This window comes from Streptomyces pratensis, assembly GCF_037137275.1.
Classification (GTDB): Bacteria; Actinomycetota; Actinomycetes; order Streptomycetales; family Streptomycetaceae; genus Streptomyces; species Streptomyces pratensis_B.
Genome location: NZ_JBBBEN010000099.1, coordinates 44,707 through 58,089, shown reverse-complemented (window position 1 = coordinate 58,089; position 13,383 = coordinate 44,707). Strand labels below are relative to the sequence as shown.

The following is a 13,383-nucleotide window of genomic DNA, read 5'->3' as shown; positions in this document are numbered from 1 at the left end:
GGCGGGCGCCTGACCGCCCGCCGTCCCTCGCAGCTGTAGGGCCCCCGTACCTCTCCGCCCTGAGGTACCGGGGCCCTACGTCCATAGGGGCCCCCGGGCCCCGCGGTGGCAGCCCCCGGCCGGGCCGTGCCCGTCGTACACCGGGCGCGGCCCGGCCGCGTACGCACACCGCACACCCAGCACGCACCGCACCCCGGGCATGGCGAAGGGCCCCCGCCTCTCTTCCGAGAGACGGGGGCCCTTCTTGCGACTCAATGAGCCACCAGGTCAGACGATCAAGCAGAGACTACTTGATGATCTTGGTGACCTGGCCGGCGCCCACGGTCCGGCCACCCTCACGGATGGCGAACTTCAGGCCCTCTTCCATGGCGACCGGCTGGATCAGCGCGACGTCCATGAGGGTGTTGTCACCCGGCATGACCATCTCGGTGCCCTCGGGAAGGGTCACAACGCCCGTCACGTCCGTGGTACGGAAGTAGAACTGCGGGCGGTAGTTGTTGAAGAAGGGGGTGTGACGGCCACCCTCGTCCTTCGACAGGATGTAGGCCTGGGCCTGGAACTCGGTGTGCGGCGTGACCGAACCCGGCTTGATGATGACCTGGCCGCGCTCGACGTCCTCGCGCTTGATGCCACGGAGGAGGAGACCGACGTTCTCACCGGCCTGGCCCTCGTCGAGCAGCTTGCGGAACATCTCGATGCCGGTGACCGTGGTGGTGGTCTTCTCGGTCTTGATACCGACGATGTCGACGGTCTCGTTGACCTTCAGGACACCACGCTCGATGCGGCCGGTGACGACCGTACCGCGACCGGTGATCGTGAAGACGTCCTCGATCGGCATGAGGAACGGCTTCTCGACGTCACGCTCGGGCTGCGGGATGGCCTCGTCGACAGCCTTCATCAGGTTGAGGACGGACTCACCCCACTCCTTGTCGCCCTCGAGGGCCTTGAGCGCCGAGACCTTGACGACCGGAACGTCGTCGCCCGGGAACTCGTACTCGGAGAGGAGCTCACGGACCTCGAGCTCGACGAGCTCCAGGATCTCCTCGTCGTCCACCATGTCGGCCTTGTTCAGCGCGACGACGATGTACGGAACGCCGACCTGGCGGGCCAGGAGCACGTGCTCCTTGGTCTGCGGCATCGGGCCGTCGGTGGCGGCGACCACGAGGATGGCGCCGTCCATCTGCGCCGCACCCGTGATCATGTTCTTGATGTAGTCGGCGTGACCCGGGCAGTCGACGTGCGCGTAGTGACGCGACTCCGTCTGGTACTCGACGTGCGCGATGGAGATGGTGATACCGCGCTGGCGCTCTTCGGGAGCCTTGTCGATCTGGTCGAAGGCCGAGGCCTCGTTCAGGTCCGGGTACGCGTCGTGCAGCACCTTGGTAATGGCGGCCGTGAGGGTCGTCTTACCGTGGTCGATGTGACCGATGGTGCCGATGTTGACGTGCGGCTTAGTCCGCTCGAACTTTGCCTTCGCCACTGGGGTCCTCCTGAGTGGTTCTGTACGCCTTGCTTCATCGGCGCCAGGTGATCTTTGCTGGGGTGCCGGTGCCGGGGGCGCCCGCCGTACAGCTCGCGCTGTGCGATGGATGCCCTACCGGGCTCCGGTGACAAGCCTAAAGCGTGAGCTCGGGAGAGTTACTCGCCCTTGGCCTTCGCGATGATCTCCTCGGCGACGTTCCGCGGAACCTCGGCGTAGGAGTCGAACTGCATCGAGTAGCTTGCGCGACCCGAAGTCTTGCTGCGGAGGTCTCCGACGTAGCCGAACATCTCCGAGAGGGGCACGAGGCCCTTCACGACGCGAGCGCCGTGGCGCTCCTCCATGGCCTGGATCTGGCCACGGCGGGAGTTGAGGTCGCCGATGACATCGCCCATGTAGTCCTCGGGCGTGGTGACCTCGACGGCCATCATCGGCTCGAGGAGCACGGGAGAGGCCTTGCGGGCACCCTCCTTGAACGCCTGCGAACCGGCGATCTTGAAGGCGAGCTCCGAGGAGTCGACCTCGTGGTAACCACCGTCGAGAAGGGTGACGCGGACGCCGACCATCTCGTAACCGGCCAGGATGCCGAACTGCATGGCTTCCTGAGCACCCGCGTCCACCGAGGGGATGTACTCACGGGGGATGCGGCCACCGGTGACCTTGTTGACGAACTCGTAGGAGGCGTCGCCGCCCTCGATGGGCTCAAGGGCGATCTGCACCTTCGCGAACTGGCCGGTACCACCAGTCTGCTTCTTGTGCGTGAAGTCGATGCGCTCGACGGCCTTGCGGATCGTCTCGCGGTACGCGACCTGGGGCTTGCCGACGTTCGCCTCGACGCGGAACTCGCGCTTCATGCGGTCGACGAGCACCTCGAGGTGAAGCTCGCCCATACCACCGATGATGGTCTGGCCGGTCTCCTCGTCGGAGTGCACCTGGAAGGAGGGGTCCTCCTCCGAGAGGCGCTGGATGGCGACACCCAGCTTCTCCTGGTCGCCCTTGGACTTCGGCTCGATGGCGACCTCGATGACCGGCGCCGGGAAGTCCATGGACTCCAGGATGACCGGGTTCTTGTCGTCGCACAGCGTCTCACCGGTGGTGGTCTGCTTGAGACCCATGACGGCGATGATGTCGCCGGCGCCCACCGATGCGATCTCCTCACGCTTGTTCGCGTGCATGCGGTAGATCTTGCCGATGCGCTCCTTCTTGCCCTTGACGGAGTTCAGCACCGCGGTGCCGGCCTCCAGGCGACCGGAGTAGATCCGGACGAAGGTGAGCTTACCGAGGTGCGGGTCGCTCGCGATCTTGAACGCCAGGCCGGAGAACGGCTCGTCGTCCGAGGGCTTCCGCTGGATGACCTTCTCCGGGTCCTTGACGTCGTGGCCCTCGATGGCCTCGACGTCCAGGGGGGAGGGGAGGTAGCGGACGACCGCGTCGAGCAGGGGCTGAACGCCCTTGTTCTTGAACGCGGTGCCACAGAACACCGGGCTGACGGTGACGGAGTCGGCACTGCCCTTCGACGCCAGGGTGATCCGACGGATCGCCTCGTGCAGCTGGTCCTCGGTGGGCTCGTTGCCCTCCAGGTACAGCTCCATCATCTGGTCGTCGTTCTCGGCGACGGCCTCAAGGAGCTTGCCGCGCCATTCGGCGGCGGCTTCCTTGTACTCGTCCGGGATCTCGACGGTGTCGTACATCTCGCCCTTGGCGGCCTCTTCGGGCCACACGAAGGCCTTCATCGACACGAGGTCGATGACGCCCTTGAAGTCGGCCTCTGCGCCGATGGGGAGCTGCATGACGAGCGGGACCGCGCCCAGGCGCTCGACGATCATGTCGACACAGCGGAGGAACTCCGCACCGGTGCGGTCGAGCTTGTTGACGAAGCAGATACGCGGCACGCCGTAGCGGTCCGCCTGGCGCCAGACGGTCTCGGACTGCGGCTCGACACCGGCCACACCGTCGAACACGGTGACGGCGCCGTCGAGGACGCGGAGCGAACGCTCCACCTCGACGGTGAAGTCGACGTGACCCGGGGTGTCGATGATGTTGATGGTGTGGTCAACATCGTTGAGCGGCCAGTGGCAGGTCGTCGCGGCGGACGTGATCGTGATGCCGCGCTCCTGCTCCTGCTCCATCCAGTCCATCGTGGCAGCGCCGTCGTGGACTTCACCGATCTTGTAGCTCACACCGGTGTAGAAGAGGATCCGCTCAGTGGTGGTCGTCTTGCCCGCGTCGATGTGGGCCATGATCCCGATGTTGCGGACCTTGGCCAGGTCAAGCGAAGTGGTGGCCATAAGGCTCAATCTTCTCTCGGTCTCGATGGGGGTAGCGACTACCAGCGGTAGTGCGCGAAGGCCTTGTTGGACTCGGCCATCTTGTGGGTGTCCTCACGCTTCTTGACCGAAGCGCCGAGGCCGTTGGAGGCGTCGAGCAGTTCGTTCATGAGGCGCTCGGTCATGGTCTTCTCGCGGCGGGCGCGGGAGTAACCGACGAGCCAGCGCAGAGCCAGGGTGGAGGCGCGACCGGGCTTGACCTCGATCGGCACCTGGTAGGTGGCGCCACCGACACGGCGGGACTTGACCTCGAGCGAGGGCTTGACGTTCTCAAGCGCGCGCTTCAGCGTGATGACCGGGTCGTTGCCGGTCTTCTCGCGGAGGCCTTCCATGGCGCCGTACACGATCCGCTCGGCGGTGGAACGCTTGCCGTCGAGGAGGATCTTGTTGATCAGCGAGGTGACAAGAGGAGAGCTGTAGACCGGGTCAATGATGACCGGGCGCTTCGGGGCGGGGCCCTTACGAGGCATTCTTACTTCTCCTTCTTGGCGCCGTAGCGGCTGCGGGCCTGCTTGCGGTTCTTGACACCCTGGGTGTCAAGGGAGCCGCGGATGATCTTGTAACGAACACCCGGCAGGTCCTTCACACGGCCACCACGCACGAGCACGATGGAGTGCTCCTGCAGGTTGTGTCCCTCACCCGGGATGTAGGCCGTGACCTCGATACCGGAGGTCAGACGCACACGCGCGACCTTACGGAGGGCCGAGTTCGGCTTCTTCGGGGTGGTCGTGAACACACGCGTGCAGACGCCACGCCGCTGGGGCGAACCCTCGAGCGCGGGCGTCTTGTTCTTCTCGACCTTGTCCTGCCGGCCCTTCCGGACCAGCTGCTGGATCGTAGGCACTACTTCTCCGGTTTCTGTGTGCCGTTCGTGAAACTAACCTGGAACATCGCCGACCCACGAGGTCGGGCGTGTCGAATACCGCGGATCTCCGCCCGCAGGGCGGAAGAGGCGCAGATTGCGGTGGCTAAAGACGAGCTCGCCATGCGGTTGAGGACACGCAGCCGAGCCCAGGCACACCCCAGGCACAAGGCTTGAGCGTACCTACCTCACGGAGCTGGGTCAAAACAAATGCTGTCCATACCGCCGCATCGGGGCCTGCGACCACCGGCGACGGGGCTGGGCACCTCCTGGCCTGCGCCTCCCGCCCCCGCACACGGGGCGAGCCCGGCCGCACTGCGGCCCCGAGACGCGAGCCCGGCCGGGGCACGCGTACGGGAGGCGGGTGCGGCCGTGGCGCGGGTACGGGAGGCGGGTGCGGCCGTGGCGCGGGTACCGGGGCGGGCGCCCGGTCGTGACGCCCGCGCACCGGGGGGCGGGCCGGTCGCGCTCCTCAGCTGGTCGCGTCGTCCGGGGTGGCCTTCCCGCCCTCCTCCCGCCGCCGCAGCCTCGGCGTCGGGAGCGTGGGGATGGTCGGGACGCGGGAGCTGCGGCTCTTGCGCACGAGCGCGGGTTCGGGCCCGGCCCCGGTGCGGGGAGGCCGGGACGGCGGGTCCGTCCGCCTGTCGGCCGCGGGGCGGTCGCGGCGGGGCTCCCCGCCGGCCGGACGGGCGTGCTCCTTCGGCCCCTCGGCCCGGGGAGCGCCGTCGCGCGCCGGGCCTCCCCCCTCGGGCCCGCCCTCCGGCCCCTGGGCGTCGTCGCCGCGCGCCTCCTGCCGGAAGGGGATCACCGCGCCCTGCCCCGGCGTGCGCGTGGGCCCCACCAGGCGCAGGGTCCGCTGGTTCGCGGTCCGTGCCGCCTCGACAGCGGGCTCGTAATGGGCGGCGGCGTCGCGCCAGCCGTGGGAGTACGCCAGCAGCTCGCGCCGCTCCAGCTCCGCCCGCAGGAGGACGGCGACCTCGTGGGGTTCGTGGCCGTCGAGGAGGCCGCCCAGTTCGGCGAGGAGGGCGCTGTACGTCTCCGGCGCCGGCGTCCCGGTCGGCGGGACGCCGGGCCCGCCGGCCCCGGCGGGAGGTTCGGGGGCGTCGCCTGCGGTCCGGGAGCATCCTTCCCGCTCGGCCATGCGCCCCTCCTTGCCGCCCGTGCGCGTCACCCCGCACCGGGCGGACGCCTGGCCGTTCTGACCGATCGGGCGCTCTCGCTCCGCGCGGCGCGCACCTGGCGGGGTGCGTCCACGCACTGTCGTTCGTGAATCTGCGGCGTCGTTCGAACCTGCGCTGGGGCGGGGGGACAGGCTCGAACAGCTTACGGGGCAGGCCGAGGGCACGGTTTCCCGGCCCGGCGCAAGATCGACTTCGCCTGGCGCACAGCGCGACGCCCGGAGTTCACCGGCGCACCGGAGCCGCGCGGGTGCGGGGCGGGCACGTCGACGGGACCCCGGGGCAGCGCACCCCAAGGAGGGGCGAGGGCGGCCGGGCACGCCAGCGGGAGAGAACGGCCGTCACATGCCGGCGGAAGACGAAAGGGACCGTCGACCGGGTGCCTCAGTCGGAGGCGAGGGGCGCGCGCCGCTGCGCGGCCGCGACCGCCGGAGCGGGCAGGAACTGGCCCGCGACCCGGACGAACATCTCGCGCTGGTCCGCCGGTACGCCCAGTGCGACGGCGGCCTCCTCAAGGGTGAGCGGACGGCCGTCCGCCGGAGGCGCGCCCGTCGGCGCGGAGGGGAGCGGCAGATCCTCCTCCGTGAGGCGGCCGGACCGGATGAGCATGTCGCGCACCGGGACCTGGAGCACCTGGGCGAGACGCCGGGTGGTCTCCAGGTCGGGCATGCTCTGGCGCTGGAGGAGACGGGTGATGGCGGCCCGGTGGACCCCGGCCTCGTCGGCGAGGCGGGACTTGCCGCCGCCGCGTGGACTGTCGATGTCGAAGCCGCGCCGACGGATCAGTTCCTCGATCCAGGTCGCGAAGCTGTCGAGTTCGCCCGTGGTCATGGGGCACTCGCCTCCCTCCAAAGCGGTGACCAGACTATCGCGCTTGCGCGCAAGGAATTACCCCGCCCGCCGAACCGTTTGGGCAAAATCCTCCCATGTAAAGGCCGCAGGCTCCGGAATCCCCCTTGCGTGCGAGCGCGCAACATGCCACTGTGCGGACTCGCAACACCTGATGCGGGGAGAAGGGATCGCCATGACCACACCGAACACATCCACGCCGAACACGCGGAAGCGCGCCGGAACGCACGCCGCCACCGGCCGGCCCGGCCATGCCGGCAACGGCAACGGCAACGGCAACGGCAACGGCAACGGCACGATCGCGGACGCGACACTCTGGATCGAGCTGTTGCTGCGCCAGTTCCCGGAACTGCTCGTCGAGCTCGCCCCCGCCTACCGCTCCCCCTCGGCCCCACCGGCGGCCCCGTCGGGCTCCCCCTCCTCCCCGGCCGGGCCGACCCGCGCCGAGCGCGAGGAGGCCCTGCGCGCCGAGCAGGCCCACGGCCTCACCCCGTCCGGCTCCCGCACCTCCCCGCTGCGGCTGCACATCTCCGACGCCGTACGGGACATCAGCGACGGCGTGGTCGAGCTCGACGAGGCCGTGCACGACCGGCTCCGCCTGCCCCGCCCCCGCCGGGAGCAGGTCGCCGGGCGGCTGCTGCGCATCGCGGGGCTACTCGACCGGGCCGCCGACGACGACGTCCTGCTCGAACACATCCGGGACGAGGCCCGCCGCATGGCCCGCCGCTGCACCCGGGCCCTGGGCGGCGCCGAACCGGTGGTGCGGGTGAGCGGGCGCTGCCCGTGGTGCGACTCGGTCTCCCTGCGGGCCTTCCCCGCCCGCCGTGCGGTGCTCTGCGTCAACCCGGCCTGCCGCTGCGCGGACCGCACCTGCGACTGCCGCACCGACCCGGCGCACCGGCACGCGTGGAGCGAGGGGGCGTGGGCGCGGCTCGCGGCGGAGTCCGGCGGCAACCTCGGCGAGCTCACCGCCTCGACCGAGGACACCGCGCGGCGGGAGGGGACGCGATGACGGCCGCGACGCTGCTGACCGGCGAACTCGCCGCGCACGAGGCGGGTGTGAAGCCCGCGACGATCCGCAAGTGGGTCCAGCTGGGCCATCTCAGCCCCGCCGGACGGCAGGGCCGGGCGCACGTGTTCCGCCTGGAGGACGTCTTCGCCGCGGAGCGGGCGGCCCGCCGGAAGACCGCCGGGGCGCACTGAGGGGCGGGAACGAAGGAGGGAGGGGCGGACCGTTCGGTCCGCCCCTCCCTCCTTCGTTCCCCCCTGACTACTCCTCGGGCGCCTCGGGCGCGGCCGACATCCGCAACACCCGGGCCCCGCCCTCCGTGCCCCCGGACGTCAGCGCGATCGCCTCGCCCCAGCCGCTGCGGAACCCTCGCGTCTCCGCCTCGACGGCGACTCTCGCGCCGACCTTGCCGACGACAGCGGTGAGCGTGCGGGCGACCTCCGCGGTGTACGTACCCGACTCCCCCGACTCCGCGGCCACCTCGACCGCGGCGGCCACGACGTCGGCCAGCCGCTCCTGAGCACCGATCACCGGCTCACCCCCGTCCACCCGCTCCCTCGCTTCCTCGATCCACACGCCTCGCCAGGGTGCTTCCGCCTGCGAAACCACCCGTACTCGAATGTCTGTTCGATACCCGCAGACTAACGCACCTGGGGCGACAGCGTGGGAGGTGAGAACAGGCCCACCCGCGCGCCCGGCCACCCGGAGGGCGCACTCCCCGCACACCCGGAAAGTTGCACCCCCGCACCAATTGGTTGCGCGCTCGCACGATCTGAGTCACAATAAGTGCAGCGGCGGAGCTGCGCCCNCAGCTCCGCCGTCCGCGTTCCCGTCCCTTCACCCCGCGAACAGGAGTGATCGCCCTGTCATGACTTCACCTCCGAGCACCTTCCCCGATGTGGAAGCCATCGTCGTGGAGCTCCTATCCGACCGCCCGGATCTCGCGGACGTGGTCGTGGCCGAGACCCCGCCGCCGGGCTTCGACGGCACCCAGCAGGCGGTGATCGTCTCCCGGCGCGGCGGCGCGTGGATCGACGACCTCCACCTCGACCAGCCGCTCATCGAGCTGGAGGCCTACGGGCCGGACAAGGCGACGGCGCACCGCCTGGCGAACGCCGCCCGCGCCGAGTTGCTGTCGGCGACCGGCCGGACGTACGGAACGAGCCTCGTGATCACCGATGTGGTCGAGGCCGACGGGCCGCGCTGGCTGCCCGAGTACCTCCACCCGGCGGCCAACCGCTACGTCTGCGTCCTGCGCGTGTCGCTGCGCATCGGCTGAACCGCCGGCGCCCGCCCGGCGCCCGCCCACGCACCACCCGTACCGACCGGCGCCTCCGAGCGCCCCCACAGACAAGGCCCCGTCACCGGCGGGGCCTTCGCCGTACCCACGGCAGGTACCACCACCCACGGAAAACCACCTGAAGGAGCCATCCATGGCAGGCAACAACTCGTCCGAGATCCGCGTGGCCGGAACCGGCCGCATCCTCGTCGCGGACGTCAACGCCCCCCTCCCGGACGTCTTCTCCGACGACCCGTCGGCCGACTGGGGCACGGGGTGGACCGACCTCGGCTACACCTCGACGGACGGGGTGACCTTCTCCAAGAAGGACAAGCTGGACCCGGTCGAGACGTGGCAGTCGATCAGCCCGGCCCGGTTCGTCTACGCGGACCGCGACCTGACGCTGAAGTTCTCCATGCTGCAGTTCAACGAGGACACCCTGCCCTTCTTCCTGGGCGGCGCACCGGCGGACATCCGCCGGGACGCCACCAAGCCGGACGTCGTCCAGTTCGACGTCCCGGACGGCCCGACCTTCGACGAGCGCGCGCTCGGCCTGGAGTTCACCGACGGCACGGCGGTCACCTACCGCTTCGTCATCCCGCGCGGCCAGGTGACCGCCACCGACGACATCAAGCTCGCCCGCAAGGCCGCCGCGATGCTCGGTGTCACCTTCACCGCGCTCTCCCCGGGCGACGGCCAGGCGCTCGCCACCTTCGTCATGAAGGACGCCGCCTACACGGTGCCGGCCGGCGCCTGATCTCCCGCCGGGGCGGGGCCGGATCGCTCCGGTCCCGCTCCCGGCACACCGGCGCCCACGGCGCCGCCCCACCCCGCCTCTGCTCTGTGTAAGGAGACCCACCACCCATGGCTTCGTTCGACGTCAACGCAGCACGCGCCCAGCGCCTGGAAGCGCTCGGCCGCTCCTGGTCCTTCGACCTGGACGACGACACCTTCGAACTGCCCACCGAGCTGGGCCGCAACACGGCCAAGGCGCTCCGCGGCCTCGACGACAACGACGTCGACGGTCTGCTGAAGCTCCTGCTGGGCGAGGAGCAGTTCGCGCGCTTCGAGCGCCACGACATCACCATGCAGGACATCGCCGCGATCCTGGAGGCGTACGGCAAGGAGACCGGGCTCGGCCTGGGGGAAGGCTGAGCCTCGACGCGTTCGCCGAAGAACACGCCGAGGCCCTCGAAGCCGACCTGCTGCGGCACTACGGCGTGGACCTGCTCGACTGGCACCGCGGCCGGCTCTCGTCCCGCCGGCTCGCGGTGCTGGTCAAGCACATGCCACGCGACAGCGCCACCACGCAGCAACTTCACGGCGAGAGCGCCGAATGGAGCATCACCGACTACCTGCTCGCCGCGGCCGTAGACCACCTCGCGGCCGCGAACTGGATGTTCGCCTCGGTCAACACCGACGAGGACTCGGACCCTCCGGAGCCGCCCGTGCCGGTGCCGAGGCCGGGGGACGAGACCGCCGCAGAAGAGCCCGCCAAGGCGCCGAGCCCGAGCGATCTGGCCCGCTTCTTCGCCTGATGCGGCCCTCCCGGAACGGCGACGACCACAGAAGGCGCCACCACCCCTCTGTTCGCTGCCGGCCGGAGGTCGGCGTCCGCCGCCGACGCCCGCCGGGGCTTGACCGTCCGGTGCCGTCAGCGCCCAGACAGGGGAGCGAGAGCGACGACGAGGAACCGGCCCCCGTCACCGGAGCTGCCGACCCGGCCAACCCGCCTGCCGCTTCACTTGTTCAGGTACCCGTCTGCGATTCTGAGAGCCCCTGCGAGTAGACACCGGAGCGCGAGGAGCCGGACACATGCCGGACCAGACACTCCCTGTCAGCGGCTGGCGGGACAACACCGTCCGCCTTCCGGGAAGGCACGGGTCTCCGACACTCCTACGGCTCCGGTCGCGCGGTCCGATGACCAGCTTCTCGGTCGTCTTCTGGCCCGGTGGACGCGCTTCCCTTCGCTACGGGTTCACGGACAAGAGGGCGCAGGAGTGGTCGGGCAGCGCGTTCCGGCGCCTGGAGGACGGAGAGCCCGAATCCCTGGAGACCACCGGGCATACGCGCGGTGAGGCGACCATCCCCGGTCCCGGGTGTCTACAGGTCCAGTCGACCGGAGATTGGTGCATCTCTCTGACATAGGCACCAAGGAGGCCGCATGGGGATCTACGAAGAATTCGGGCAGCGTCTCGTACACAACATTGGCCCCGGTCACGCGGAAATCGCGGAAGCTATGCGCCTAGGGCCTCGGGGGGGGCGAGCGGGGCGCCAGGGGCTGTCTGGGTGGGCGCGGGCCGACGGCATCCACCCGCATCACTTCCTGAACATCTCAAAGAGGCCCCGAGGCGGCGGGGCAGCCTCTCTTCGAAAGTCCGCAACGCGCGTGTCAGAAGAGGCGGCGCGAAGCAGCGGTCACGACGACACCTCGGCGATGAACAGCCATCCGGCCAGCACTCCGGTGAACAGCGCAACGCAGGATTCCGTAGTGAACAGGGCCCAGTGAGCTCTTTCTCGTCGCGTCTCGGGGACCAGTCGGCCATTCCGTACGCGACGCCCCTCCACCCCCCTCGAACTCAGCAGCTTGCGGCGCTTCTTCTTTGACTGCGGCAAGGCTTCCAGGACCCAGAACGTCTCGCTGGCCCAGCCCTTCACGCCCTCTTCTCGGAGGCCTTTGAAGAAACCCTTCACCAGCACCACGAAGATCCACAGAGGGAGAAGCGAAAGCCCCCCGGAAAGCAGAGACCAGATCACACTGCTCGAGTCAAACGCATTCCAGGCCAAGGCCGCCCCGATGCCGCTGGCCGCGTACATGTAGGAAAAGAAGCTGAAAACCCCCACAGGACCCGACCAGCCGCCCCTCTGGTCCAGGTGGCCGAGGAGGAGGATTCCGGCCAAGAACGCCGGAGCGCCGAGGCTCAGCAGCGCAGAACCCTCCTGGCAGGGAACGCCTGACCGGTATCCGCAGGACCCGAGGTCACCCACCCTGCTGAACAGTTCCACCAGGAGCGTGACCCCCCAGAACTGGATAAATACACCTATGAGGGCCGCTGCGTGACGGACCATAACGTGTCGGCTCGGGATACCCCCTTTTGCGCCGACGACTGATTCGCTCATCCGGCGGACTCTACCAGAAGGGCCAGGAACGCCATGGCCGATTTCGGGGAAAAGATACAGCAGCTCAGAGTAGACCTGGCCCCACAGAATCGCCGCCTCACCGAGGCAATACAGAAAGAGTGCGAAGTCTCCCTCAAGAAGATGATTTCCACCGAGGTCGCGGCTGCGAGCGCGTTTACCTGAAAGCCAGTCACGCGGCCATACAGGACGCCGGAATCATAGGTTTGTGACCACGCTGACGGCCGGAGCGGTAGGCGCGACTGTCGCATCCATCGGACTGACCTTCGTCAAGTGCGAATTTGCCCTTTTCGACGTGCCGGAGAAAATCAACCGCTTCGCTCCCGCAAGGGTCAACGAAGCAACTAAAAGAACGCGGTGGCACAATCAGATCCGAACCAAGACGCACAACGAGAAGCTGAGTCTCAAACGGCGGTTCCACGACCTCGACCACCGGCTCACCCAGAGCATCAAGGACGTCGCGAAGAAGCTGAACAAGCGCATCGACCGACTGGGCAGGTGGGCAGCCGCGAACTCACGGCCCGAAACGCCACCGCCCACCAGGTGAGAACCCACGTCAGCGTGGTGCCCGGGACCATCCCCTCCACCCGTGCCGCATCCGCAGAGCTCAACGAGCTGCACACACGGATCGACCAGTTGGCATCCGCCCTCGGATAAATCCTGGCGAAACGTCAATCCCTGCCGAAAACAAGGTGGGCACATGTCCCTGGTGCGATCAATCGGGAAGGCGACGACTTCCCTCGACCACTTCCGGACGGCCACGCAGATAGCCGGCAAAGCGGCGGGTCCCCCGGGCCAGAAGGCCGCAGCCGGAAACCGCGAGCTCAGAAAGCTCAAGACCTCCGCCCGCCAGCCCACCGCCATCCAGCGCGCCACCGACAAGGCCGAACGCTCTGCGGCCAAGGCCGGCCGGACCGCCAAGAAGAGCGGGCCCCGGGCCGGAAAGTGCACGCCCGGGGCCGACAAGGGGTCCAAGGGCATGAAGGCCCTCGGACCGGTCATGAAGAAGGCCGGCGCGCTGATCAAGAAGGTCCGGGACGGCATCAAGAAGGCGATCACCGTCGTCATCAAGGCCGTCGCCAAGGCCATCACGACCTACTTCAACGCCTCGGCCGACACCGACGAGGACTCCGACCCCCCGGAGCCGACCGTGCCGGTGCCGAGACCCGGGGGACGAGACCGCCGCGCGCAAGCCCGCGGAGGCGCCCCAGGCGCCCAGCCCGAGGATCTGACCCGCTTCTTCTCCTGACGGGAGAGCGCG

At 69.1% G+C, this 13,383-nt stretch carries 16 protein-coding genes; 8 read left to right on the top strand and 8 right to left on the bottom strand.

The window, feature by feature from the left end; translation table 11 throughout:
• Positions 1–286 precede the first annotated feature (286 nt).
• The 6 genes from tuf to V9U70_RS25445 all read right to left on the bottom strand — a co-directional run bounded on the left by tuf (position 287) and on the right by V9U70_RS25445 (position 6,678).
• On the bottom strand, positions 287–1,480 hold the full coding sequence (gene tuf / locus V9U70_RS25470; RefSeq protein WP_096625036.1) for an elongation factor Tu: 1,194 nt from the start codon (positions 1,478–1,480) through the stop codon (positions 287–289).
• A gap of 158 nt (positions 1,481–1,638) precedes the next feature.
• A complete protein-coding gene (fusA, locus tag V9U70_RS25465) occupies positions 1,639–3,768 on the bottom strand; it encodes an elongation factor G (RefSeq protein ID WP_336678903.1) in 2,130 nt (709 codons plus the stop codon).
• 38 nt (positions 3,769–3,806) lie between these two features.
• The gene (rpsG, locus tag V9U70_RS25460; RefSeq protein ID WP_003966970.1) at positions 3,807–4,277 is read right to left on the bottom strand and encodes a 30S ribosomal protein S7; all 471 of its coding nucleotides are present in this window, start codon (positions 4,275–4,277) and stop codon (positions 3,807–3,809) included.
• A gap of 2 nt (positions 4,278–4,279) precedes the next feature.
• Entirely contained in the window at positions 4,280–4,651 is a 372-nt protein-coding gene (gene rpsL, locus V9U70_RS25455; RefSeq protein ID WP_003948652.1) for a 30S ribosomal protein S12, read from the bottom strand.
• A 490-nt stretch (positions 4,652–5,141) separates the two neighbouring features.
• Positions 5,142–5,810: a hypothetical protein gene (locus V9U70_RS25450; protein ID WP_336678900.1), complete on the bottom strand. Its 669-nt coding sequence runs from the start codon at positions 5,808–5,810 to the stop codon at positions 5,142–5,144.
• Positions 5,811–6,231: 421 nt separating this feature from the next.
• Positions 6,232–6,678 carry a helix-turn-helix transcriptional regulator gene (locus V9U70_RS25445; protein WP_336678898.1) on the bottom strand — a complete coding sequence of 149 codons (447 nt, stop codon included), beginning with the start codon at positions 6,676–6,678 and terminating at the stop codon, positions 6,232–6,234.
• A 193-nt stretch (positions 6,679–6,871) separates the two neighbouring features.
• Between V9U70_RS25445 and V9U70_RS25440 the strand changes: the two genes are divergently transcribed.
• Complete coding sequence (locus V9U70_RS25440; protein WP_336678896.1) at positions 6,872–7,708, top strand: hypothetical protein; 837 nt, start codon at positions 6,872–6,874, stop codon at positions 7,706–7,708.
• Complete coding sequence (locus V9U70_RS25435) at positions 7,705–7,899, top strand: MerR family transcriptional regulator (RefSeq protein ID WP_336678894.1); 195 nt, start codon at positions 7,705–7,707, stop codon at positions 7,897–7,899. Before V9U70_RS25440 ends, V9U70_RS25435 begins: the two co-directional genes overlap by 4 nt.
• 67 nt (positions 7,900–7,966) lie before the next feature.
• On the opposite strand, the gene V9U70_RS25430 is transcribed toward V9U70_RS25435, so the two are convergent.
• Entirely contained in the window at positions 7,967–8,281 is a 315-nt protein-coding gene (locus V9U70_RS25430; RefSeq protein WP_419724027.1) for a hypothetical protein, read from the bottom strand.
• A gap of 292 nt (positions 8,282–8,573) precedes the next feature.
• On the opposite strand from V9U70_RS25430, the gene V9U70_RS25425 reads away from it, so the two are divergent.
• From V9U70_RS25425 to V9U70_RS25410, 4 genes are all read left to right on the top strand, one after another.
• The gene (locus V9U70_RS25425; protein ID WP_336678893.1) at positions 8,574–8,984 is read left to right on the top strand and encodes a hypothetical protein; all 411 of its coding nucleotides are present in this window, start codon (positions 8,574–8,576) and stop codon (positions 8,982–8,984) included.
• A 154-nt stretch (positions 8,985–9,138) separates the two neighbouring features.
• Positions 9,139–9,741: a phage tail tube protein gene (locus tag V9U70_RS25420; protein ID WP_336678892.1), complete on the top strand. Its 603-nt coding sequence runs from the start codon at positions 9,139–9,141 to the stop codon at positions 9,739–9,741.
• 107 nt (positions 9,742–9,848) lie between these two features.
• Positions 9,849–10,139 (top strand): hypothetical protein, encoded by a 291-nt coding sequence (locus tag V9U70_RS25415; RefSeq protein ID WP_336678891.1) that lies wholly within the window; start codon positions 9,849–9,851, stop codon positions 10,137–10,139.
• A 65-nt stretch (positions 10,140–10,204) separates the two neighbouring features.
• Complete coding sequence (locus V9U70_RS25410; RefSeq protein ID WP_336678890.1) at positions 10,205–10,522, top strand: hypothetical protein; 318 nt, start codon at positions 10,205–10,207, stop codon at positions 10,520–10,522.
• Between the two features lie 880 nt (positions 10,523–11,402).
• Here the strand turns inward: V9U70_RS25410 and V9U70_RS25405 are convergent.
• The gene (locus V9U70_RS25405; protein WP_336678889.1) at positions 11,403–12,104 is read right to left on the bottom strand and encodes a hypothetical protein; all 702 of its coding nucleotides are present in this window, start codon (positions 12,102–12,104) and stop codon (positions 11,403–11,405) included.
• A gap of 226 nt (positions 12,105–12,330) precedes the next feature.
• On the opposite strand from V9U70_RS25405, the gene V9U70_RS25400 reads away from it, so the two are divergent.
• Positions 12,331–12,669, top strand: a complete 339-nt coding sequence (locus V9U70_RS25400; RefSeq protein ID WP_336678888.1) for a hypothetical protein — start codon at positions 12,331–12,333, stop codon at positions 12,667–12,669.
• A gap of 153 nt (positions 12,670–12,822) precedes the next feature.
• Entirely contained in the window at positions 12,823–13,371 is a 549-nt protein-coding gene (locus V9U70_RS25395; protein ID WP_336678887.1) for a hypothetical protein, read from the top strand.
• Positions 13,372–13,383 lie beyond the last annotated feature (12 nt).